Below are 21,804 nucleotides of genomic sequence, written 5' to 3'. Positions count from 1 at the left end.
TCGGACTAGCTTTTTGTTATTTCAAAACTGAGCGCACTAATTTAACTTTCGATCTGTATGGTGGATACAACAAATTCATAGGAAGTTTCGTGCTCTTTTTGAAAATAGACTTTTGATGTGTAAATTGATCAAAGCTTGCTTTTCCGTGATACGCACCCATTCCAGATGTGCCTACTCCTCCAAATGGAAGACTGACGCTCCCTACATGGGAAATCGTATCGTTGATACAGCCTCCACCAAACGGGAATGCTTCGACAAAATAATCTTGAGCCCGCTCATGCTCACTAAAGAAGTAAGCAGCAAGAGGTTTAGGTAGTTTGCGAATGTCGTAGATGGCTCTGCTTAAATCTGAATACGTCAAAATTGGCAGTAATGGACCAAACAACTCATCTTCCATCAACGCGTGTTCAAAACTGTCCACTTCAAACAATGAAGGCTCGATATAAAGATCTTCTCGATCTGTAGCTCCTCCATGAATCAAATCTTCACGAGATTTTTCTAGTAATGCTTCTAAACGATCAAACTGTTTTGTATTGACGATCCGACTGAAGTCTTGACTAGTTTGTACATTGTCTCCATAGAAAGTGGCAATCGTCTCTTTCACTTTTTGAATGAACGCCTCTTTCACATTCTCATGAATGACCAGATAATCCGGTGCCACACAGGTCTGACCTGAATTCATGAACTTACCCCACACTATGCGCTTAGCTGCAACATCAAGATTAGCAGTATGGTCTACAATTGCAGGTGATTTTCCACCTAGCTCAAGAACTACAGGCGTCAATCTCTCAGCTGCTGCTTTCATAACCACTTTTCCTACTTGCACACTTCCCGTGAAAAAGATTAAATCAAAGGGAGCATGAATCAAAACGGAAGTTTCCTCTTTTTCACCTTCAACTACACGAATATAATCCGGTGAAAACGTGTCTTCTATTAATAGTTTAACCACTTCTGCAACATGAGGAGTGGCTTCGGAAGGCTTCACAATCGCAGTGTTCCCACCAACAATAGCACCAATCAAAGGCTCCATGACAAGTTGGAACGGATAGTTAAACGGGGCGATGATTAAGCAACTTCCATATGGTTCACGTACGGTATAACTTTTCGCAGGCTGTAACACTGTTGGTGTTTTAACCGCTTGAGGCTTTACCCATTCTGCTAAGTTTTTCTTCATATACGAAATAGATTCATATATAATACCGATTTCTGTTATGTATGCCTCAAACTCTCCCTTTCGTAAATCTTTATAGAGCGCTTCTACTATGGAAGATTCAAATTTCTTAATAGCACTTTTTAATAAATCAAGCTGTTCTAATCGAAATTCTACTGGTTTCGTCTCACCTTTGTATACTTTGAATTGCTGTTCTTTGATCCACTGGCTCACTTGTTGTTCTGTGAAATTCATCGTATTCCTCCCGTCTTGGTCTTATTTTTAGTATACGAGTAATTTTCATTGCATACAATGAATCAACATTCACTCCTAAGTCTTTGGACTTATTTTTAAGCATTCAGCGTTTAATTTGTAACTTTTAGGGGTAATTTTCAGACAACTACATATACCAATAACAAGATATAAAATAGATGTATGAATAGGAGGAAATACGATGAACGAAACGAGAAACTGGTGGGAAGAAGTATTTACAGGTCCTATTTCACTTGGACTAAATAAAGATCGCATGTTAGAACTTGAAGAAGAGCAATTTATCTACTTTTCGCAACTAGACGAATCAGATGATTTACAAAGACACTCCTAAGGGTGTCTTTTTGTTTTAATCGTATGGTATTCTTGAGCAGGTGATAACTATGAAACTAATTTGGAAATATGGCTTTTTGCTCTTAGTGACCCTATTTGTTAGTGGGTGCACATTTTTTGATGAGCCAGTCGAACAATCCTCAGCGGAACTGGTAGAGGTCGTCGATGGAGATACGATTCGCATTATATGGAATGGTAAAGAAGAAACGGTACGTTATTTGTTAGTGGATACCCCTGAAACCAATCATCCTCGATTGGGAAAACAGCCTTTTGGTGAAGAAGCAAAGTTGCTCAATGCGGAACTCTTAGAGGGAAAAGAGCTGACTATAGAGCTAGATATTGGGAATCAATACGATGATTATGGGCGGCTGCTCGCCTATGTGTATGCAGATGGCGAGCGCGTACAAGATGCCTTAATTGCTGCCGGACTAGCACGTGTAGCCTATGTCTACCCGCCAAGCACTCGACACTTAGATGCACTTGAAGCAGTGCAACAAGAAGCTAGAGAACAAGGCATTGGTATTTGGGAGTACGATTATTATGTAACGGATCGTGGTTTTGATGCAGCAAGTTATGACCAGCAAGGTTCAGAATGCATGATTAAAGGAAACATTAATCGTCAAGGTGAAAAAATCTATCATGTGCCTGATGGACGATTTTATTCACAGACGAATCCTGAAGAATGGTTTTGTTCTGAGCAAGAAGCCCGAGATGCTGGTTTCCGAAAATCTCAACAATAAACTAGCGGATTACATCCAAAAAAGGAGTTTCTCGAATTTTGAGAAACTCCTTTTATCTAGGTTTACTATAGAGTGGCGTTCTCCACATCTAAAAGAAATCGAGTTGCGCCTCCTAGAAATCCCGCAAGAAGCCATCGTAACCCATGAAGCAAAGAGCGCTTCACGGGCCACGCTGTCATCTTGCACTATTTCTGAACAGTCGGCTCCACATCTAAATCTAAGTTGTAGCCCCATCAATTTTTGATTCTGGCGCTGTCTCTTCTGGTGTGATATCACGGAACGTCTCATTTTGTTCCTCAAGATCACGCGTTCTATGTGCAATTCGAGAAGCCGCGCTTGCTGCTACACCTGCTGCTAAATCGTCTAAAAATGTGTGAACTTGCTCCCCTGCTTTTGTATCAAGCTGAGAGATGATTCCAATTTTATTTTTATCCAAATGGCCGAAAGTCGTTACAGCGATACTTCCGTATGTGAAGACAGAACCTAGAGCAATCGTTTCATCTACTCCAAACAACCCTTCATCGCTTTCGACGATTGATTGTAGCGGTTCAGACAACATTTTCTTTTCCGCTAGTTCGTCCAATTCAATCCCTACTAAAATGGCATGTTGCATTTCACGGTTTTTTAAAACCGATTTGACCGATTCTTCGCAGTGTTCCATAGTAAGTCCATCATTATATGGGAGTTGCATTTCATAGACGATTTTCGCAATATCCTCAATTGTCACGCCTCGACGATTTAATGCTTCTTTCGTTGCTTGGTAGACCGTGTCGGAATGGACACGTGTGCGTTGTGAATTTGAATCCATAATTCTAACCTCCTAGTTGTTCATCCATTATACTATTTTGTGAGGATTTGATACAATTTGAATACAACGTACGAATGGAGTGAGACGATGGAAAGAGGAAAAATCGAAGAAAGATCACTATATAGCGAAGCACTCCAACAAGAAGTGTCGCTACTAGTCTATCTTCCAGCCACTTATTCACCTTTATATAAATATTCACTATTGATAGCTTCAGACGGGAAAGATTACTTTCAGCTAGGCCGTATTTCTCGTGTAGTCGATGAATTATTGCATGAAGAAGAAATTGAAAACTTGATTGTTGTAGGCGTTCCTTATGAAAACGTAAAAGATCGACGGTCGAAATACCATCCAAATGGTGATCAAAACAAAGCTTACATGAGATTTCTGGCACAGGAGCTTGTACCTTATTTGGATGAACAGTTTCCAACCTATCAAATTGGCATGGGTAGAGGATTAATTGGTGATTCATTAGCAGCAACGGTCTCCTTAATGACGGCATGTTCATATCCCCATACATTCGGAAAAGTAATTCTGCACTCTCCTTATGTAAACGATGCTGTTTTAAAAACTGTGAAAAATACTTCGGCGACTCATTTCAGCATTGATCATGTAATCGGTCTTGATGAAACAGCTGTTGCTACAGGTGATGGTGTCGAAAAGAACTTTTTAGAAGACAACCGCGAATTATCAACACTATTTGAAGACAAAGGATTCACCTATCGTTATGAAGAACAATCTGGTGGACATACATGGAAGACATGGCAAAAAGATATGAATCGGGCAATCTTGATGAATTATACGAAATAGACAAATTATTTGGTATACTAATAAAAGAACCATAAGATATGGAGGGATCGACTATGAAATTCGGTATCGTTGCATTTCCATCAAAAGCAGTTCAAGATTTTGCGAATTCATATCGAAAGCGATATGACCCACATTATGCGTTGATCACACCGCATATGACTTTAAAAGGCGTATTTGAAGCAGATGATCAAGAAATTAAAACAATTGCAGCTAAAGTGGCTAAGGTGGCTGCTTCTCAAAAACCATTTAAATTAAATACTACGGGTATCAGCTCTTTCGCTCCTGTAACCAACGCCATCTATTTCAAAGTGGAACCAACGGAAGAATTAGTATCGTTGCATAAGAAATTAACGGAAGTGGACTACCAAGATTCTGAGCAATATGCTTTTGTGCCTCATATTACAATTGCTCAAAAAATGACGTCTAGTGAACATGACGACATCTATCCACAACTTAAAATGATTGGTGCAAAGTTTGAAGAAGTCATTGATCGAATTCATTTGTTGTATCAATTGGATGATGGTTCTTGGACGGTTCACGAAACTTTCCGCTTAAGTGGAGAATAATTCATGATTGTTGCTCACAAAGTTCAGTCAAAAAAACACTATGAAGATGCACTTTCTGTGCGTAGAACAGTTTTTATCGAAGAGCAAGCTGTTCCGCCGGATTTAGAAGTAGATGAGTTCGAAGACAGTGCTGTTCATTTTGTGGCTTATGATGAATTGCGCCCTATAGGTGCAGGTAGATTTCGTTTATTACCAGATGCTATCGCGAAAGTTGAACGCATATGCGTATTGCCAGACTATCGCGGGAAACATATCGGGAATTCGCTAATGGATGAAATTGAAAAAGAAGCGAAATTGCAAGGGTGCCGTCAGTTAAAGTTGAACTCTCAGACTTCTGCGATTCCTTTCTATGAAAAACGCCACTATACCATTTCATCTCCAGAATTTATGGATGCCGGTATTCCCCACAAAACGATGATAAAAGAAATCGATTAAAAAAAGTAGGTACTCCTCGGTTATTTCGAGTGAGCGCCTACTTTTTTGTGTGCTAAATTTGAAAATAGTTTCCATAATATAACTTCGGTAGAACAAATATGGATTTGGGTAGAATAAATCTCAGTTTCGGTAGAAGAAAGTATGTTTTCGGTAGAAGAACGACCGCTCAGGACAGGTCACAGTCTTCAATAAGAAGGCACTCCACTCTGTTGTGGATGTGCCTTTTTTATAGTCCTGAAATAAATGTCGTTGCTAGACCCAAATATATTAAAATACTAATAATATCATTGATTGTTGTAATGAATGGACCAGAGGCAACGGCTGGGTCAATCTTCATGCGGTGAATCAACAGCGGAATAAAAGAGCCTGCGATTGTAGCAACTAAGATTGAAGATGAGATTGCTGCTCCTACAAGTAGCCCAATCAAAATATCCCCTTTCCAGAAATACACTAACAACACGACAACAATTCCACTGATTACACCCGTAATCAAGCCAGTCCCCGCTTCCCGGAATAACAACTTTAATTTTGATTGTTCTTCAATATCACCTGTCGCAATACCTCGAACCGCAACGGCCAGAGCTTGTGTCCCACTATTACCAGCCATTCCAGCAATTAATGGAATAAAAACGGCAAGCAGTGCAACTTGATCTAAAGTCGCTTCAAACATACCGATAATATTTGCAGTAAACATCCCTAAAAACAAAAGAATTATAAGCCAAGGTAAGCGTTTTTTGGCAGCTTGTAATGGATTTTTATCAAACGTGTCCATATCTGAAACAGCCGCTAACTTCGAGTAGTCATCCGATGCTTCTTCATCTAAAACATCAATGATATCATCGACTGTGATAATTCCTAATAAATAACCACGATGATCGACGACTGGTAGTGCAAGGAAGTCATAGTCTTTCATCATTCGCGCGACTTCTTCTTGGTCTTCTGTGACCGGCACACTTACAACTCGTTCGTTGGCAATGTCTTTGATTAACGTATCTTCATCTGAAATAATCAAATCACGTAGCGAAATAACTCCCGTTAAAAAATGGTCATCATTCACGACGAACAAGTAATAAATCGTCTCAGCGTCTGGAGCTTCTCTTCGTAAGATTGTCATGGCCGATCGGACGGTAGACGATTCAGGAATCGCAACGTATTCTGTTGTCATGATAGAACCGGCCGTATATTCATCGTAGTGGAGTAAATCTTTAATTTCTTGTGCGGATTCCGCATCCATCATACTTAAATAGCTTACAACTTGCTCTTTATCCAGTTCATTTAACACGTCAACGGCATTATCGGCATACATGTGAGACAGCATGTCAGCAGCATAGGAAGGTTCCATCTCTTCAAGCAACTCTTGATAGTCGTCATCATCAAAATTGTTGGCCTCGAAAATTTCTGCTACTTCTTCTGGTGATAGAAAATGAAGAATTTGTTTGCGAATTTCTGGATCGACTTTATCAAAAAATACAGATTGGTCATAGGGGTGCAAATCCATAAATTCATCGCGAAATAAATCAATCTGATCGTTTTGTAAGTAATCGAGTAGCCGTTGTTGTTGAAGTTCTAGCACTTGTTCTTTTGTTTCTTCATTCATAACACATGTCCCCTTTCGAGTATGTGGGTAAAGTCATCGGGCAGAGGACATTCGATGACGAAATCAGTTCTCGTTATTGGATGTGTAAACGATAGTGAGTGAGCATGAAGAGCATGGCGCGGAATGAGCCGTAGGGACCCTCCATACAAATCATCACCAGCTAGAGGACATCCAATATGGGCCATATGAACGCGAATCTGGTGCGTTCTCCCGGTCCACAAATAGAGTTCTACATACGCATAATCTTGAGTTTCAACTCGAAATGTACGAATGAAATCATAGCTTGTACGTGCTGTTTTTCCATCATCTGAAATACAGCGCTTAATGATGGAGTGATCTTCTCGCCCAATCTTAGCCGTAATCTCTCCTGAAAGTGGAATAGGAATTCCTTCCACTACTGCGCGATAGCGTTTTTGAATAGCTCCACGCTGCATTGCCTCACTCAACAGATGATGGGCATGACGATGCTTGGCGATTAGCACAAGACCCGTCGTATCTTTATCTAGACGAGTGACCATATGGACTGTAGTTTTGTAATTTTGTTGTTTGTTATACCCCGCAATACGATTCGCCAGTGAATCGTTTGGATGATCTTTTGAAGGAATGGCGGGTAAACCGGATGGCTTGTTTACAATCAAAATGTGATCATCCTCGTAAAGAATGGTAAGCTCTTTTTGTACCGGAATGAGTCCGTCGCTCAGCTCTTCTTCAGGGAAAATGACTTCAATTTGATCACCATCACGGATGATTGTTCGCACTGTTTTCTCTTCGCCATTCACTACTAGCTTTCCTCCACTATATTTGATGGCAGTCAAAGCACGTTTTGAAATGCCGTGCATTTTTATTACTTCCCGCAAGTAGGTATCTTCGCCTGCGTGGAGGAACTGATAGCTAAAATTAGTCTTCATGATCCGCATCGATAAAGGAATCGTGGACTCTCTTCCAAAACGGGAAAGGACGGAAACGGGCGAAACGTACTTTCTCGTCTGCCACACGGTAACTGATAGAAGATACGTCTTTATGAAGCAATTGAAGATGGTCAACAGTCACCATGAAATCAACGGCTTTCACTGGTTTAAGTGTGCATGTATGGTGTTTTGGCAAGACGAGCGGTGAGCCGACTGTACGGAACACTCGGTTGTTAATCGAAGCAATTTCCGATAACTGAATCGCTTCTAAAGAGGGATGCACAATGGCTCCCCCTAAAGCTTTATTGTATGCAGTAGAACCGGATGGTGTGGACATACAAAGACCATCTCCGCGGAATGTCTCAAAGTGCATTTCGTTTAAAAACACATCCATCACTAGCGTCACATCTGGTGATTTCACAGTGGACTCGTTTAATGCCAAATACGTGGCAGGGTCTTCACTGGACTGGTAGTCGACCGTCACTTCAAGAAGGGGGTATTCGATAAATTTAAATTCTTCTTTTGCGATACTGATAACCAGCTTTTCAATTTCTGTAGGCTTCCAATCTGCATAAAAGCCAAGATGTCCTGTGTGAAGCCCAACGAAGGCGACTTGTGATGAGCTAGAGCGGTATTTATGGAAAGCGTGAAGCAATGTACCATCTCCACCAATGGATAACACGATATCTGGTTGATTTTCATCATACTCTAGTTCAAAGCTTTTCAAGTAGCGCATGGCCGTGTCACGTAGTTCGTTTGACAAAGCGTCGCCTCTTGACTGTATGGCAAACTTCATTCTGACTCCTCCCTCTTCCGCTCTTTCCAGCCTAGCGTGGACTGTTCTTTGTATTCTGTAAAGTAAACTTGCGCCTCTTGAATTTCATTTCGTATCAAGGACATTTCTTCATCTAATCGAAATGCCGCTTCTGCTGCCGATTGAAGACGACTTTTTATATTTTCAGGGAAGTCCCCTTTGTATTTGTAGTTTAATGAATGCTCTATAGATGCCCAAAAGTTCATAGCAAGAGTTCGAATTTGAATCTCTGCAAGTATCTTTTGTTCTCCATGCATTGTTTGAACAGGATATTCAACAATCAGGTGATAGGATCTGTACCCACTTTGCTTTTTGTTTGAAATATAATCCCGTTCTTCTACGACTCGCATGTCATGTCGTTTACAAATCAATTCTACAACATGTTCAATGTCATCTACGAATTGACACATTAACCGAACACCTGCAATGTCTGGGATCTCAGCCGCAAGTTGCTCGGACGGAACAAACGGGATGCGCTTTTCTAATGTTTTGTCATATATACTTGCGAGCGGTTTCAAGCGACCTGTCACAAATTCGATTGGTGAGGTGGCATTATGTACCGTATAATGTGCGCGTATTCCTTTTAATTTTACCTTCAATTCATTAACCGCTTGTTTATAAGGGTCTAGAAATTGCTCCCATTGTCCCACGCGTCACACCCCCCTCTAGTTTTGTTGTGCGTAAAATTGTTGAAATGTCTTTTCAACTTCCTCTACAAAGCGATGACCATAATTTTCATTTCCTTCAATTGAATACAAGAGAGATGTCAGCTCTTCAAAAAAGTGAGTGAGCTCTATTGTAAACTCTCCATTGGTTACAAAAACAGGAGCGGGTTCTTTGCTGACTAAACTTAGCGCTCCCCAGTCTTTATGGTCGAAGTGCAAATAGCAGTATTCGTCCCCTGCTTCTAATAAGTATACAAAACTCATACGATCTGTATCTGTTATCATGCGCCCACTTGCTGAATGGCTCGCAGTTAAATAATCGGTAGTTACTGTCCATTTAGATTGTTCATGCATAACTGCTAATACGTTTAGTGTTTCCAATTCAAACACCCTTTCTGCTTACTATAGGCTTATTTTAGCATACTCTATGAAACTAGCGGTATAATGGTTGTAAGAGGTGATCAAATGGAAATGCATAACGAAATTGAATTTAAAACGATGCTGACGGAACAGGAGTATACGCATTTACTTAGCTCTTATTCGTTCACATCTTACACTCAATTCAATGACTATTTGGACACAACAACCGGCAGCTTTTCAAAGCAAAAAAAGGGCCTCCGTATCCGGACAAAAAATGGTCAGTATGAAGTAACTGTAAAAACGCCAACTACTGAACTCGAAACACTCGAACAGAACTGGTCCCTATCTAAAAAGCAATACGAAGAATTTAAGCAGACAGGAGACTTATCGTATCTTCACGAACAATTTTCAGAACCGTTACAATCAATCGGATCTATGGAGACACTGCGCCATGAAATGCCTTATAAGAGTGGCGTCATCATGGTCGACTTTTCCAAATTTCTACATACACACGATTATGAGCTTGAATTTGAAGTGCCTGTCATTCAAGACGGAGAGCGTGAATTTCATGCGTTTTTACAAGAACATTCTATTCCTTATCGACCTGCAAAAAAGAAGCTAGTTCGCATGAAAGAAGCTATGACTAGGGTCTAATGTTTGAGAAAACAGTACTAGGTTGGTAGAATAGACAGACAGTACTAATAAAAGGAGTTTCACCAATGACCAACAAACCGATACTTCCCTATGACCAAATTGGGGCTGAAAAATTGTCTCAACTGATTGATGTTTTTTATGGATATGTCGGTCAACATCCATTATTGAAACCCATTTTTCCAGATGATCTGACTGAGACGGCAAGAAAACAAAAACAATTTATGACCCAATACCTTGGTGGCCCAGATTTATATACAAACGAGCATGGACACCCTATGATGCGTATGCGCCACAATCCATTCCCGATTACACCTGAACGTGCTGAAGCATGGCTACTGTGTATGGAGAGAGCAATGGATGATGTCGGCCTTGAAGGACCTTTTCGTGACCAATATTATAAGAGACTCGTTTTGACTGCACATCATATGGTCAATACACCAAGTGATAAGGAGGATGTGCTGTGACAAAATCTCAGCCAAATTTCGAGCAGACTGCTACAAGTTGTATGCAACGCCCGCTTGAAATTTATGCATTTCTCGATCCTTTGTGCCCAGATTCCTGGCGTTTTCAATTGACGCTCAAACGTTTACAAATTGATTATGGTCATTATTTTAGTCTTCGTGTGATTTTAAGCACCAATCTATTGAAGCTGAATTCAGGAAATGTTTGCACGGCCCCTATCCAATCTGACCAGCCAATCATGGAAATTGAACATCCTGTTCTTCCAAGCATTGCTGTAAAAGCTGCAGAATTTCAGGGAAAACGTGTAGCTAACCGATTTTTATCGAACTTACAAGAAGCTTATTTTGTATACAGACAAAATGTAAATTCGCTAACTACGCTAAAAGGAATTGCACAAGACTCTGCAATTGATGTAAAAGAATTTTTACAAGATATTCGGTCTACTGAATGTGCAAAATCGTTTCAAAGTGATCTTTCCATCTCTTGTGAAATGGAAATCGATCAATTTCCATCCATTGTTGTCTTTAATGAAAACATCGAAGACGAAGGCATTAAAATTTCCGGCACTTATTCCTATGAAATTTATGAGCACATCTTATCGGAACTTGTAGGAGATTCTATTACCAAACAAGATCCTCCAGAAGTAGAAAACTTATTAGACCAATTTATATCGCTATCTTCTAAAGAGATTGCTATATATTACAATATGCATGAGAAACAAGTAGAATATGAGATGAAAAAGAAATATCTTCAACGTGAAGTCGATCGTGTAGTAGTTGGAGGTATTACGAAGTGGAAATCATTAAAATAGGAAAAAGACCTTGTTCAACCTACCGTTGACAAGGTCTTTTTCTACTTACAAAGGGGATGGGAGAAATGTTCACGTTAAACAAAGGGGTGTATGTTTTATGTGAATTATTTCACATCCTTAATTTATCATGGTTGTCCGTACATTTCAATCGATGTGAAGGGTATTTCACAATATCGTCAAAATGAAAACCCTTTCTTGTAGAAAGGGTCTCTTTTTTACTGATTTGCAAGCAATTTTTCAAGCTCACTTAATTTTTCTTCAAATACTTTACATGCATCTTCAACAGCTTTTGAACTAGTCATATCTACTCCAGCAGCTTTTAATACTTCAATTGGATAATCTGATGATCCAGCTTTTAAGAAGTTATTGATATAACGATCGACTGCGGGTTGGCCTTCTTCAAGAATTTGCTTGCTCAGTGCAGTTGCAGCACTAAGGCCTGTCGCGTACTGGTAAACATAATAGTTGTAGTAGAAATGAGGAATTCTAGCCCATTCTAAGCCGATTTCTTCATCTACCACCATATCGTCTCCAAAATATTTCTTGTTAAGGGCATAATACTCTTCTGTCAGTTTCTCCGCTGTTAACGGAACGCCCTGTTGATCCAACTCATGGATAAGGTGCTCGAATTCAGCAAACATCGTTTGACGGAAGATTGTCCCACGGAATCCTTCCAACCAGTGGTTCAACAAGTAAATCTTTTTCTTCGGATCATCTATTGTCTTTAATAAGTAATCATTCAATAGTGCTTCATTAGTTGTAGAAGCCACTTCTGCCACAAAGATAGAATAATCTCCATATGCATAAGGTTGCTCTTGACGTGAGTAATAGGAATGCATGCTATGCCCAAACTCATGCGCAAGTGTGAACAGGTTATTCACGTTATTTTGCCAGTTCATCAAAATGTAAGGGTTCGTCCCATATGCACCTGATGAGTATGCACCAGACCGCTTTCCTTTTGTCTCTTCTACGTCCACCCAGCGATCTTTAAGACCTTGTTTGACGATAGACACATAGTCCTCACCAAGTGGCGCAAAACTCTCTACCATCGTTTGTGCGGCTTCTTCATAGCTGTACTCCATTTCAACTTCTTTTACAAGAGGTGCAAACAGGTCATACATATGCAACTCGTCTAACCCCATTACTTGCTTGCGAAGTTTTACATAGCGGTGCAACAAATGCACATTGTCATTGATTGTCGATACTAAATTGTCATAAACAGTCTCTGGAATATGATTACTTGCCATAGCAGCAGCGCGAGCATTTTTATAATTTCGAATAGACGCTTGAACGTTATCGCCTTTAATGTTGCCTGAAAGGATTGAAGCAAATGTATTTTTGAACTGGCCATAAGTGGCATACATCGCTTTAAACGCCTCTTCACGCACTCGTTGATCTTTACTTTCTAAAAAGCGCATGTAGCGACCATGTGTCAGTTGAACTTCTTTACCGTTTTCATCTTTGACCACTGGGAATTCGAGGTCTGCATTGTTTAGCTTCCCAAAAGTATCTGCCGAGGCAGCACTAACTTCTGCAAATTTTGAAACTAGCTCTTCTTGTTCTTTCGATAAAACATGTGGACGTTGCTTTGCAATTTCATCAAGTAGCTGTTTGTATAGCTGCAACTCTTCGTGTTCTTGCAAATACTGCGCCACTTTTTCATCGGACAATTCAAGAAGCTCAGGAACAAAATAAGAGAGTGCTGTCGATACTTTTACATATAGCGATTTAATACGGCTCTCCATAGCCTGTGATGAGTTGTTTGCTGTGTCCTCATCATGACGCATGTGCGCGTATGTGTAGAGGATGCGTAAGCGCATAGATAACTCGTCTCGATACGTAAGTGCATCGAATAGTTTATCTGCTCCATCACTAAGCGTCCCTTGGAAAGACGTAGCTTTTTCAGCCAAAGTAGATACTGCTTTATATTCGGCTTCCCACTCTTCGTTTGTTGCAAAAATATCTTCAAGTTTCCATGTTTTTTCAACAGGGACATCTTTTCTAAGTAAAACGTTTGATTCTGACATTTGCTGTTCCCTCCTTAGCATACTTTCCTATTTTCTCAATCTTTTGAACGTTTTGCAACTATCTGAAAACTATACCATTGCGAAATATAGCAGGTTTTACTGGATGATTTAGAAAATGGCCGGTGTGGCAAATGATTTGCTTTTAGAAAGGATGAATAGGTTTCTATTAATTGAAGATTCCTTGTCGTGTGCAACGTGTGATCAGATAAACTAAATAAAAAATCATCAGCTGTTCCCTCTCTACATGTCACTAAGAAATTGACATACGCAAACTGCCAGTAGATATCTGGTCCAAGTGAATGAGGAAGCATACATGGGAGACCAATATAAGTAGGGAAAGTTGCTTCTGTTTTTCTCCATTTGGTGATCAAGAAATGAAAACGTTTATCTTTTGAAAACGAAAATAAGAATGCCTCCCTTCTCATCTTTTCATAATTCTTTTTTAACAAATAGAGTACTTTTTGAGGTTTTGGTTGTATCACCTTTGGTTGACTAATATAAGAAAGCGGGGAATTCCCTTGGAGTTCTATCCGTTCACAAACAGCATAGTCTCCTGTATAGAATTCATACAAAATTAGTTGATGAAGTGTGGCGGTTTTTACACAAAGAAACGTTATCGATTTACTTCCATTCATGTGTGTAAAAATGCCGGCTTGAAGAAATTTTGAGAGTTTAACGTAGGATAAATCTGTGAGGTTTTTGGGAAGAAAATCTGCGTGTAAAATCCATCGGCACTGATAGCCAAGCGAAAGATACCCTGCTGTGCGCAATTGTAATTGTTCAGCTGAGATTTTACTACACTGGAATTCAAAGATCATGGGGATTGGAGATTGTAGACAGACATCTGCTCGTTGAACAATTGTAGGGATGTAGAATTCAAGGTGGACGTCATGAAAATGGGTGCGTAATGCAGAATAAATAAGGGACTTACCTGTGAGGTGATTTTGAGTTTCACGTTGTGAAGCAGCACTGTTCGTGCATGATACATCATGTGCAAAGTGTGCGACTTTTACCGATCCTCTTTTTAATGTTAGGCGCTGCTCACACTCGGGGCAATAATACTCTCTCCTTGGTAGCTGATGAATAGCTTGTTGCGACATTTCATAAAGGCATATAATTGAGCCTTCTGAAGTGATTGCAGTAAACATAAATCCTCTCCTTTCATGTACTGCTCACACTATAGCACATCCAAAAGAAAAAACCTCCTAAAAAGGAGGTTAAAAGTGTTTGGATAGTTGCTTGAATACGTCTTCTTCTAAAATCGTTTTAGCATATTCTTCTAGAACATGAATTGTTACAGATGCAACTGAAGCATATTCGACTACAATGCTTTCAAGATTTAATTTGTATTCATCCACATCATCTTCATTGAAAGTTAATGCCAAATAGTAGTACCCTTCATAGAAAAATAACTTTGAAGACAATAGTTCATCTTGTAAGCGTCTTGTTAGTGGGAGTAGATCATCAAATTCTGCGAATCGATAGAGTACGGATTGTCCCTTATCATAAAGCTCTTCATCAGAAAGTAAATCCTGATCAAATAGGTTTTCTGACTCACCCATCAATTTTGCAAGGGGTGCTGGATAATCTGCCGGTTTACCGTCTTGTGCAATATCTGGTTTTGTAACGACGACTTCAATACCTTTATCTACAGCATGTACTTGAATCCATAATGGACCTTCAAAATCAAAAGGATTGATTTCTTCAACTTCATCCATCATTTCCCAGAAAAGTTGTTCACTTTTCTCTCTGCTAAACCAAATCTCATCTGGGTTGAATCCACGTTCTTCAATGTCGATGTATGAAATGTAAATTTTCAAAGTAGTGTCATTAATACGTTCGTAATTCATTCTACACATCTCCTCTCTGGTTCAACCGCGTCCTGCTTATTTCTATTGTATGACGAATAGCTTTGAATTGAAAGTGTTCCGCTTGATGAAAAAGGTACAAAGAAGGAGTTGATCGACTAGCAATCAACTCCTTCCATCTTTGATTAGTTTACCATGCGCTGTGCTTCTAGCAACTGATAAGCACGCACTTTGCGTGGTAAAAATCGTCTGATTTCATCTTCATTATAGCCAACCTGTAAGCGTTTCTCATCGATAATAATTGGACGACGTAAAAGTCCAGGATGATCTTTGATCAACTCATAAAGGCGTTGAAGTGGTAAACTGTCCAAATCAACATTTAATTTTTGGAAGATTTTCGAACGTGTCGAAATAATTTCGTCTGTTCCATCCTCAGTCATTCGAAGAATCTCCTTAATCTCAGCTATCGTTAAAGGTTCGGAGAAAATATTGCGCTCTGTATACGGAATTTCATGTTCCTCCAACCATGCCTTTGCTTTGCGGCAAGACGTACAGCTTGGAGAAGTGTAGAGGGTCACCATCATCTGATTACACGCCCTTTCAGAAATTTATAAGTGTGTTACATTCTTTAAATTAGAATAACTCTAAATAACAACTTGTAGTTTTAGTATACATCAATTTTCTTTGATTTTAAACCCTAAATTTAAAATAATTTTATGTACTAATTGTGACTATACATAGTTACAAGGTGTAGTACTAGTTTACCCAGCATAAGCTAATTATAAACATAATTCGTCTTACTAAATAGAAAAAATCATTCTCATTTAGAGCTGGCCCATTGAAAATTGCTGTTCTATATATAGTAGTACGCATAACTAACACAAAAGGTTGCATAAAATATAAAATAATTGATTGATAAATTTGAAAAACCAGCAGTTACTCTAGATAGTCTAGAGCACTACTGGCATTTGTTTACTCTTTTCGCATTACTATGGAGTGTAATCTACATTAGGTGTATACGAGTTACCTGCGTTCCATAATAGAAATTCATCAATTCCTGCCTCGTTCAATGCACGAATTTGATCTTCCACTTCCTGTTTGCCATACACTTTATAATTCCCTGCACCTAAATACGAAGCGGTGAAATCTTGGATCCACGGCCTTGAAGTCGGAGGATTTTCTAATTCCGCAAGTTTTGCATTTTCAACTTTCGCATACTCTTGCACTAAACGGTAAGGCTCTAAATCTGGTTTCGCAATACCAAAATACGATGTCCAGTGGCTTGGATAAATCATAGATGAAATAACATCCACGTTATCGGAGATTTTAGAGAAATTTTGACCGATTCCAGGTGCTTCCGGTAATGTTGCAGAATAACCAAATATATCTACTGAAACTTCTACATCATAAGGCTTCAGTTTCTCCCGTGCATATGCAACAAAGTCGGTTACTGCTTGTACCCTGCTCTGAACGTCATCTAAACCAGATGTAGCATAATCTCCTTGAGAATAGTTCAAACTTTCCCAACGATTCTCAAACCCCTCTGGAAAACGAACATAATCAAATTGAATTTCTTTATACCCCATCTCAGCAGCTTCAATCGCTATTTCCACATTATAATCCCATACTTCTTGTAAGAATGGGTTTACAAACGCTTCCCCACGGCGATTCTTCCAGACAGAAGATCCTTCTTGGAATGACCATTCCGGTTTACGTTCTGCAAGTTCCGTATCTTTGAATACTACTACTCGTGCAATCGGATAGATTTGCTTCTCTTCCATAATTTCAAGAACGCCTCTCATATCCTTTACAAACGGTTTACCAATGTCGTAGGCAGCGAGCGGGCTATCTTCTTCTGGTATGTACGTTAAATTGCCAAAATCATCTTTGACATCAATTACCATCGCATTTAGGTCAGTTGAATCGAGTAGGTCAACAAGACGTGAAAAGCGGTCTCCACCTGCTGAGTGTCCTGTGACATAAATTCCTCGGACAGCGTCAGGATAGTCAAAAGTTAAACCTGATGAAAATCGAAATAAGGCAGAAGCTTCTAAAACTTCTTCATCAATCGTTGAATATGTAAATTGTTTTCCCGTGAAAGGTTCTCTTTCATCCTCAGCAAACGCGGATGACGGTGCTAAAAGACTAGTTGTTAATAGAACACTGGTGGCAAGAGCTATCATTCGATACGATCTCATGTATACATCTTCCTTTCTACGTTGAGTGTACCAATTGTTTCACTATGTGAAAAGACTGAATATAGACATTGCATGACTGTTCGAAGTAAGCTATACTTTTGTCAAATAACTATGCGATGATGAAGAAGAGTACTTTAGATCCTAAACTTCAGAGAGGCTGTGGGTGGTGTGAGCAGCTGTTTAGACTAAACGAATGGGCTTCAGAGCTGATGTATAATCCGGTTCACCCCGTTAGCAGTGACAAAGCGACCATAGAATCTCTATGGTAATTTGGGTGGTACCGCGGATTTAAGCATCATTCGTCCCTATTTAGGGAGAATGGTGCTTTTATTTATGGAAAAAAAGGAGCGAATCAGTATGAAACGAATTTTTTCAGGAGTACAACCAACCGGAACTGTAACATTAGGGAATTACATCGGCGCATTCCGACAGTTTATTGACTTGCAAAATGAATATGACTGTATCTTTTGCGTCGTTGACCAACATGCCATAACCGTACAACAAGATCCTAAAGAATTAAGAGACAATATACGCTCACTAGCTGCCCTTTATTTGGCTGTTGGACTTGACCCAGACAAAGTGACTTTATTTATTCAATCAGAGGTACCAGCGCACGCGCAAGCTGGTTGGATCATGCAATGCATCTCAAGCATCGGTGAACTTGAACGCATGACACAATTTAAAGACAAGTCAGCAGGTAAAGAAGCTGTCTCTGCATCTTTGTTAACATACCCACCACTGATGGCAGCAGATATCTTATTGTATAAGACAGATATAGTTCCCGTTGGTGATGACCAAAAACAACACATCGAGTTGACACGGGATCTTGCAGAGAGATTCAATAAACGGTATAAAAAAGTGCTAAAATTACCTGAAATTCAGTTACCTAAACATGGTGCACGAATTAAATCACTACAAGAACCCACTCGGAAGATGAGTAAATCGGATGAAAATCAGAAAGCTACTATGCGGTTACTGGATACACCTAAGCAAATTGAGAAAAAGATTAAGAGTGCTGTAACAGATTCTGAAGGCAAAGTATATTATGACGTAGAAAACAAACCAGGAGTGTCAAACTTACTAGCAATTGAGGCATCTCTCTCTGGTACATCAATTGACCAGGTCGTAGAAAAGTATCAAGACAGCCAGTACGGAGAATTTAAAGCAGGTGTTGCGAAAGTAGTCATAGATCATCTTGCACCGATTCAAGAGCGCTACCACGCACTTATTGAGTCAACTGAACTTGATGAAATTTTAGATAAAGGTGCTGAAAAGGCTAATCGTATTGCTATCGCTACTCTTCGGGAGATGGAGAATGCGATGGGCTTAGGGCGAATGAGAGTATAAGTATAAATAGAAGACAACCGATAAGCAGCTTGAACTCAAGTGATAAAAAAATCATTTCGAGAACAAGCTGTTTTTTTAATCCTATCGTTATGTAATTTGTCATTAGAAGAAGCTGTGCAAGAAGAAATACCGCTATGAAATAACAACTACAAAACAGAAAAAACCACATAGTATTCCCCTTTCCTTTCACTATATGAAAAAAAGACCCTTTACAGAAGAATCTGTAAAGGGTCTTGGCGTGAATTATTTCACTGGAGCATCAGCAGTAAGTTCGATGTCGATTAAATCGAAATCTGTTTCATAGCTGAAGTCATAGTTTTTAACGCGATCGTTAATTGGAAGTAACTCATATCGGAACTGCATTGGGATTACAGCAGAAACTTCATGCATGTATTCTTGCCACTCACGGAATTTACTTGCACGGAAATCAGCATCAAGAGCTTCTACAGAGTCGATAGCTTGTAGTAAGCCTTCTAGCTCTTCAGACGTATAACGGCTGAAGTTGTAAACTGCAGTTTCAGAATATAATCCTGATGGAGATGGGTTTGTACCAGTACCCCATGCACCCATGAAGATATCGATTTCTGGATCGTCAGCTTGTACTTTGTCGTAGAATGTGTTGAACTCGATTAGACGACCAGTTGCAAGTTGCACATCAAGACCAACTTCTTGCCAGTTTTGTAGGTAGTAGTTGATTACTTGTTCTTGAGTCTCGTCACCAGACATAGCTGCTAACATGATTTCAAGTTTTTCACCGTTTGGATCTTCACGTAGTCCGTCGCCGTCTACGTCTTCGTAACCAGCGTCATCAAGAATTTGGTTCGCCATTTCTGGGTCATACACGTATCCTTCAAGTGATGGATCGTGGAATGAAGCAAATACTGGTGGAATTAGAGAATTCGCACGCTCACGAAGACCGAAGTAGAATACTTCAGATACTTGTTCGATATCTAATGCGTAACCCATAGCTTTACGAAGCTCTATGTCACCCATTTTTGAACCTTCAATATCAGTTTCAACTAAGTTTGTATCGTAGTTGAATTTCCCAAGCTTGAAACCAAGGTACGAGTAGTAAAGTTCTTCACGACCAAGAAGAGTAATGTTTTCAAGGTCTTTTACATTTTCATAAGCACTTGTTGGGAATGACATAGCTAAGTCATACTCACCAGTCTCCATTGCTTTTGCAGCAGATGCTGATGGTACAGTTTGGATGACAACGCCATCTAACTTCGCTTCGCCAGCCCAGTAATTTTCGTTACGGACGAATGATACAGACTCACCAGGTACGATGCGATCAAATTTGAATGCACCAAGTGTAACTGGGTTTACGCGAACTGCTTCAGACTCTAAAAGCTCTGCTACAGGAATATCACCAACGATGTGGCTTGGCTCTGCGTATGTCCAAAGACCATCTCCACCTGAGTAGATAGCTGGAGATACTTTGTTGAATTGAATTTCTACAGTTTTCTCGTCAACGATTGTAATACCAGAGATTGTATCAGCTTCACCAGCATTGTACTCAACAGCACCTACGATGTTTTGGAAATCAGCATCGTAACGTACACCAGCATAATCTGGGTGACCGATGATCAAGTATGGTTGCACGATGTCTTCAGCTTTTAACGGCTCGCCATCAGACCATAATGTATCTTGATTGATTGTGATTGTTGCTTTGTTGTTGTCTCCATCAACTTCGATAGAAGCAATTCCATCGTTTGTCAATAAGAAGTCACCATCAGTTTTGAAAAGTGAGTTACTTGACCAAGAAAGAATATCTGCATCATATGCATCTTCATATAATGTATAAGAGAAGATTCCTTGGAATGGTGAATCATTTACTAATGCAACCTTTAAAGTTCCACCTTCAATTGCGTCACCTTCGTTTTCAAGTACAGTTGGGAATAAATCTTCAGTAGATTCTGCGCCCTCTTCAGTGCCTTCTTCAGTACCTTCTTCAGAAGTACCTGGCTCTTCGCTTGGAGTTGCTTCTTCTTCGTTGTTACATGCTGCTAAGAACAACATGAATGCAACTAGCAACGCAAGTATAGCTAAAAGCTTCTTATTCATTCGTTTTCCTCCTTTTTATACTCTCTTTTTATATCAAACGATGTACGTTTAATATCACCCTAAGCGCTGACGCGCATCTGCCGAACGGCGTATTGCCTGTCCAACATAGTTAATTGCCAACATTAGTAATAAAATTAATAATGAAGCTGGCAACCAGTTCCACCATGCATTTTCTAAAATAAATGGATCATTAGCATACGCAACGAGCGTCCCAAGAGATGGTGTTGATGGTGGCAACCCAAATCCTAGATACGATAATCCTGTCTCAAGACCAACATTTCCAGCAAAGTTTAACGTCATTTCAACAATTAGAATGGACGATAAGTTCGGCATCATTTCTTTAAAAATAATGACAGAGTCACTTGTTCCCATTGTTTTAGAGGCGTTGATATAATCGCGGCGACTTTCTGTTAAAGCTTTACTACGTACGAGACGTGCAGTTCCTACCCACAAGAAGACACTCATGATTAGAACGAAAGTTACTACTGTATATTTTGGAACGATAGAAATGAATACAATAATGATCATCAATGATGGAATCGTAATGAAGAAATCAATGATTCGCATGAAGATGTTATCAATCCATCCACCGAAATACCCTGTGATTAAACCAATTGCTATACCAACAATACCAGTAATCAAAGTTACTGAGATGGCAATTGTAATCGAATTACGCGCTCCAATAATGAGTTGGCCTAATATATCTCGGCCTCCTTTATCTGCGCCTAGCCAAAAGTCACTACCTGGTGGTGCCATTTGATCTCGTAAACTGATTCGCATCAACTGCGTTTGATCAATCATAAATGACCAAATATAAATTGTAGTAATCAAAACAATTAAGAAAATCAATGATGTCATTGCTAGTTTATCTTTAGAAAACTCACGCCAGATTACTTGAAATCCAGTAGGTGGCGCGGCTGCAGGTGTTTTTTTCTCTACATCAATAGTCTGTTTTTCAGCCATCGTTCGAATCCTCC

23 protein-coding genes and 1 other annotated feature are annotated in these 21,804 nt (G+C 39.6%); of the genes, 9 read left to right on the top strand and 14 right to left on the bottom strand.

What is annotated here, in order from left to right; all coding sequences use genetic code 11:
• Positions 1–16 precede the first annotated feature (16 nt).
• Positions 17–1,405 (bottom strand): aldehyde dehydrogenase, encoded by a 1,389-nt coding sequence (locus ACF3OH_RS04985; RefSeq protein WP_204588898.1) that lies wholly within the window; start codon positions 1,403–1,405, stop codon positions 17–19.
• A gap of 199 nt (positions 1,406–1,604) precedes the next feature.
• Here ACF3OH_RS04985 and ACF3OH_RS04980 point away from each other — a divergent pair, with 199 nt between their 5' ends.
• Together ACF3OH_RS04980 and ACF3OH_RS04975 are read left to right on the top strand one after the other, a co-directional pair.
• Positions 1,605–1,754 carry a hypothetical protein gene (locus ACF3OH_RS04980; RefSeq protein WP_204588897.1) on the top strand — a complete coding sequence of 50 codons (150 nt, stop codon included), beginning with the start codon at positions 1,605–1,607 and terminating at the stop codon, positions 1,752–1,754.
• 49 nt (positions 1,755–1,803) lie between these two features.
• On the top strand, positions 1,804–2,493 hold the full coding sequence (locus tag ACF3OH_RS04975) for a thermonuclease family protein (RefSeq protein WP_392456067.1): 690 nt from the start codon (positions 1,804–1,806) through the stop codon (positions 2,491–2,493).
• A gap of 217 nt (positions 2,494–2,710) precedes the next feature.
• On the opposite strand, the gene ACF3OH_RS04970 is transcribed toward ACF3OH_RS04975, so the two are convergent.
• The gene (locus ACF3OH_RS04970; protein ID WP_392456066.1) at positions 2,711–3,301 is read right to left on the bottom strand and encodes a phosphatidylglycerophosphatase A; all 591 of its coding nucleotides are present in this window, start codon (positions 3,299–3,301) and stop codon (positions 2,711–2,713) included.
• 87 nt (positions 3,302–3,388) lie between these two features.
• Between ACF3OH_RS04970 and ACF3OH_RS04965 the strand changes: the two genes are divergently transcribed.
• Genes ACF3OH_RS04965 through ACF3OH_RS04955 form a run of 3 tightly spaced genes read left to right on the top strand, consistent with a single transcriptional unit; the run spans position 3,389 to position 5,109 of the window.
• The gene (locus ACF3OH_RS04965) at positions 3,389–4,108 is read left to right on the top strand and encodes an alpha/beta hydrolase (RefSeq protein ID WP_392456065.1); all 720 of its coding nucleotides are present in this window, start codon (positions 3,389–3,391) and stop codon (positions 4,106–4,108) included.
• Positions 4,109–4,161: 53 nt separating this feature from the next.
• Positions 4,162–4,674 (top strand): 2'-5' RNA ligase family protein, encoded by a 513-nt coding sequence (locus ACF3OH_RS04960; protein ID WP_204588893.1) that lies wholly within the window; start codon positions 4,162–4,164, stop codon positions 4,672–4,674.
• 3 nt (positions 4,675–4,677) lie between these two features.
• Complete coding sequence (locus ACF3OH_RS04955; protein ID WP_204588892.1) at positions 4,678–5,109, top strand: GNAT family N-acetyltransferase; 432 nt, start codon at positions 4,678–4,680, stop codon at positions 5,107–5,109.
• Positions 5,110–5,335: 226 nt separating this feature from the next.
• Here ACF3OH_RS04955 and mgtE read toward each other — a convergent pair whose 3' ends face one another.
• Genes mgtE through ACF3OH_RS04930 form a run of 5 tightly spaced genes read right to left on the bottom strand, consistent with a single transcriptional unit; the run spans position 5,336 to position 9,474 of the window.
• Positions 5,336–6,706, bottom strand: coding sequence for a magnesium transporter (gene mgtE / locus ACF3OH_RS04950; protein WP_392456063.1), 1,371 nt, complete (start codon positions 6,704–6,706; stop codon positions 5,336–5,338).
• Positions 6,703–7,614, bottom strand: coding sequence for an RluA family pseudouridine synthase (locus ACF3OH_RS04945; protein WP_392456061.1), 912 nt, complete (start codon positions 7,612–7,614; stop codon positions 6,703–6,705). Before ACF3OH_RS04945 ends, mgtE begins: the two co-directional genes overlap by 4 nt.
• Complete coding sequence (locus tag ACF3OH_RS04940; protein ID WP_204588889.1) at positions 7,604–8,410, bottom strand: NAD kinase; 807 nt, start codon at positions 8,408–8,410, stop codon at positions 7,604–7,606. Before ACF3OH_RS04940 ends, ACF3OH_RS04945 begins: the two co-directional genes overlap by 11 nt.
• Positions 8,407–9,078, bottom strand: coding sequence for a GTP pyrophosphokinase family protein (locus tag ACF3OH_RS04935; RefSeq protein ID WP_392456059.1), 672 nt, complete (start codon positions 9,076–9,078; stop codon positions 8,407–8,409). The genes ACF3OH_RS04940 and ACF3OH_RS04935 overlap by 4 nt, the downstream gene beginning before the upstream one ends.
• A 15-nt stretch (positions 9,079–9,093) precedes the next feature.
• On the bottom strand, positions 9,094–9,474 hold the full coding sequence (locus ACF3OH_RS04930; protein WP_392456058.1) for a hypothetical protein: 381 nt from the start codon (positions 9,472–9,474) through the stop codon (positions 9,094–9,096).
• 84 nt (positions 9,475–9,558) lie between these two features.
• On the opposite strand from ACF3OH_RS04930, the gene ACF3OH_RS04925 reads away from it, so the two are divergent.
• From ACF3OH_RS04925 to ACF3OH_RS04915, 3 genes are all read left to right on the top strand, one after another.
• A complete protein-coding gene (locus tag ACF3OH_RS04925; protein WP_204588886.1) occupies positions 9,559–10,107 on the top strand; it encodes a CYTH domain-containing protein in 549 nt (182 codons plus the stop codon).
• A gap of 65 nt (positions 10,108–10,172) precedes the next feature.
• On the top strand, positions 10,173–10,571 hold the full coding sequence (locus tag ACF3OH_RS04920) for a globin (RefSeq protein ID WP_204588885.1): 399 nt from the start codon (positions 10,173–10,175) through the stop codon (positions 10,569–10,571).
• On the top strand, positions 10,568–11,380 hold the full coding sequence (locus ACF3OH_RS04915; RefSeq protein WP_392456056.1) for a DsbA family protein: 813 nt from the start codon (positions 10,568–10,570) through the stop codon (positions 11,378–11,380). Before ACF3OH_RS04920 ends, ACF3OH_RS04915 begins: the two co-directional genes overlap by 4 nt.
• Before the next feature lie 215 nt (positions 11,381–11,595).
• Here the strand turns inward: ACF3OH_RS04915 and pepF are convergent, their stop codons facing one another.
• From pepF to ACF3OH_RS04890, 5 genes are all read right to left on the bottom strand, one after another.
• Positions 11,596–13,407, bottom strand: a complete 1,812-nt coding sequence (pepF, locus tag ACF3OH_RS04910) for an oligoendopeptidase F (protein ID WP_392456054.1) — start codon at positions 13,405–13,407, stop codon at positions 11,596–11,598.
• A 35-nt stretch (positions 13,408–13,442) separates the two neighbouring features.
• Entirely contained in the window at positions 13,443–14,555 is a 1,113-nt protein-coding gene (locus ACF3OH_RS04905; RefSeq protein ID WP_392456052.1) for a competence protein CoiA, read from the bottom strand.
• A 69-nt stretch (positions 14,556–14,624) separates the two neighbouring features.
• Entirely contained in the window at positions 14,625–15,257 is a 633-nt protein-coding gene (gene mecA, locus ACF3OH_RS04900) for an adaptor protein MecA (protein ID WP_392456051.1), read from the bottom strand.
• A gap of 143 nt (positions 15,258–15,400) precedes the next feature.
• A complete protein-coding gene (spxA, locus tag ACF3OH_RS04895; protein ID WP_133079788.1) occupies positions 15,401–15,796 on the bottom strand; it encodes a transcriptional regulator SpxA in 396 nt (131 codons plus the stop codon).
• A gap of 408 nt (positions 15,797–16,204) precedes the next feature.
• Complete coding sequence (locus ACF3OH_RS04890) at positions 16,205–17,413, bottom strand: putative glycoside hydrolase (protein ID WP_392456049.1); 1,209 nt, start codon at positions 17,411–17,413, stop codon at positions 16,205–16,207.
• Between the two features lie 107 nt (positions 17,414–17,520).
• Positions 17,521–17,723, top strand: a binding site (T-box leader).
• Positions 17,724–17,770: 47 nt separating this feature from the next.
• Between ACF3OH_RS04890 and trpS the strand changes: the two genes are divergently transcribed.
• Positions 17,771–18,760, top strand: coding sequence for a tryptophan--tRNA ligase (trpS, locus tag ACF3OH_RS04885; RefSeq protein ID WP_204588881.1), 990 nt, complete (start codon positions 17,771–17,773; stop codon positions 18,758–18,760).
• Between the two features lie 243 nt (positions 18,761–19,003).
• Here the strand turns inward: trpS and ACF3OH_RS04880 are convergent, their stop codons facing one another.
• Both ACF3OH_RS04880 and ACF3OH_RS04875 read right to left on the bottom strand, forming a co-directional pair.
• Positions 19,004–20,827 (bottom strand): oligopeptide ABC transporter substrate-binding protein, encoded by a 1,824-nt coding sequence (locus tag ACF3OH_RS04880; RefSeq protein ID WP_204588880.1) that lies wholly within the window; start codon positions 20,825–20,827, stop codon positions 19,004–19,006.
• 54 nt (positions 20,828–20,881) lie between these two features.
• Positions 20,882–21,790, bottom strand: coding sequence for an ABC transporter permease (locus ACF3OH_RS04875; protein ID WP_204588879.1), 909 nt, complete (start codon positions 21,788–21,790; stop codon positions 20,882–20,884).
• Between the last annotated feature and the right edge of the window lie 14 nt (positions 21,791–21,804).

Origin of the sequence: Chryseomicrobium aureum, assembly GCF_043182735.1 — a bacterium.
Classification (GTDB): domain Bacteria; phylum Bacillota; class Bacilli; order Bacillales_A; family Planococcaceae; genus Chryseomicrobium; species Chryseomicrobium aureum.
This window is presented reverse-complemented; position numbering and strand designations above follow the sequence as displayed.

Bases quoted from the DNA above. Each gene is read 5' to 3' on its own strand.
- ACF3OH_RS04875 (WP_204588879.1), bottom strand. From the start codon at position 21,790: ATGGCTGAAAAACAGACTATTGATGTAGAGAAAAAAACACCTGCAGCC.
- mecA (WP_392456051.1), bottom strand. From the start codon at position 15,257: ATGAATTACGAACGTATTAATGACACTACTTTGAAAATTTACATTTCA.
- ACF3OH_RS04960 (WP_204588893.1), top strand. From the start codon at position 4,162: ATGAAATTCGGTATCGTTGCATTTCCATCAAAAGCAGTTCAAGATTTT.
- pepF (WP_392456054.1), bottom strand. From the start codon at position 13,407: ATGTCAGAATCAAACGTTTTACTTAGAAAAGATGTCCCTGTTGAAAAA.
- spxA (WP_133079788.1), bottom strand. From the start codon at position 15,796: ATGGTGACCCTCTACACTTCTCCAAGCTGTACGTCTTGCCGCAAAGCA.
- ACF3OH_RS04965 (WP_392456065.1), top strand. From the start codon at position 3,389: ATGGAAAGAGGAAAAATCGAAGAAAGATCACTATATAGCGAAGCACTC.
- ACF3OH_RS04880 (WP_204588880.1), bottom strand. From the start codon at position 20,827: ATGAATAAGAAGCTTTTAGCTATACTTGCGTTGCTAGTTGCATTCATG.
- trpS (WP_204588881.1), top strand. From the start codon at position 17,771: ATGAAACGAATTTTTTCAGGAGTACAACCAACCGGAACTGTAACATTA.
- ACF3OH_RS04955 (WP_204588892.1), top strand. From the start codon at position 4,678: ATGATTGTTGCTCACAAAGTTCAGTCAAAAAAACACTATGAAGATGCA.
- ACF3OH_RS04970 (WP_392456066.1), bottom strand. From the start codon at position 3,301: ATGGATTCAAATTCACAACGCACACGTGTCCATTCCGACACGGTCTAC.
- ACF3OH_RS04945 (WP_392456061.1), bottom strand. From the start codon at position 7,614: ATGAAGACTAATTTTAGCTATCAGTTCCTCCACGCAGGCGAAGATACC.
- ACF3OH_RS04985 (WP_204588898.1), bottom strand. From the start codon at position 1,405: ATGAATTTCACAGAACAACAAGTGAGCCAGTGGATCAAAGAACAGCAA.
- ACF3OH_RS04925 (WP_204588886.1), top strand. From the start codon at position 9,559: ATGGAAATGCATAACGAAATTGAATTTAAAACGATGCTGACGGAACAG.
- mgtE (WP_392456063.1), bottom strand. From the start codon at position 6,706: ATGAATGAAGAAACAAAAGAACAAGTGCTAGAACTTCAACAACAACGG.
- ACF3OH_RS04975 (WP_392456067.1), top strand. From the start codon at position 1,804: ATGAAACTAATTTGGAAATATGGCTTTTTGCTCTTAGTGACCCTATTT.
- ACF3OH_RS04940 (WP_204588889.1), bottom strand. From the start codon at position 8,410: ATGAAGTTTGCCATACAGTCAAGAGGCGACGCTTTGTCAAACGAACTA.
- ACF3OH_RS04890 (WP_392456049.1), bottom strand. From the start codon at position 17,413: ATGAGATCGTATCGAATGATAGCTCTTGCCACCAGTGTTCTATTAACA.
- ACF3OH_RS04905 (WP_392456052.1), bottom strand. From the start codon at position 14,555: ATGTTTACTGCAATCACTTCAGAAGGCTCAATTATATGCCTTTATGAA.
- ACF3OH_RS04980 (WP_204588897.1), top strand. From the start codon at position 1,605: ATGAACGAAACGAGAAACTGGTGGGAAGAAGTATTTACAGGTCCTATT.
- ACF3OH_RS04920 (WP_204588885.1), top strand. From the start codon at position 10,173: ATGACCAACAAACCGATACTTCCCTATGACCAAATTGGGGCTGAAAAA.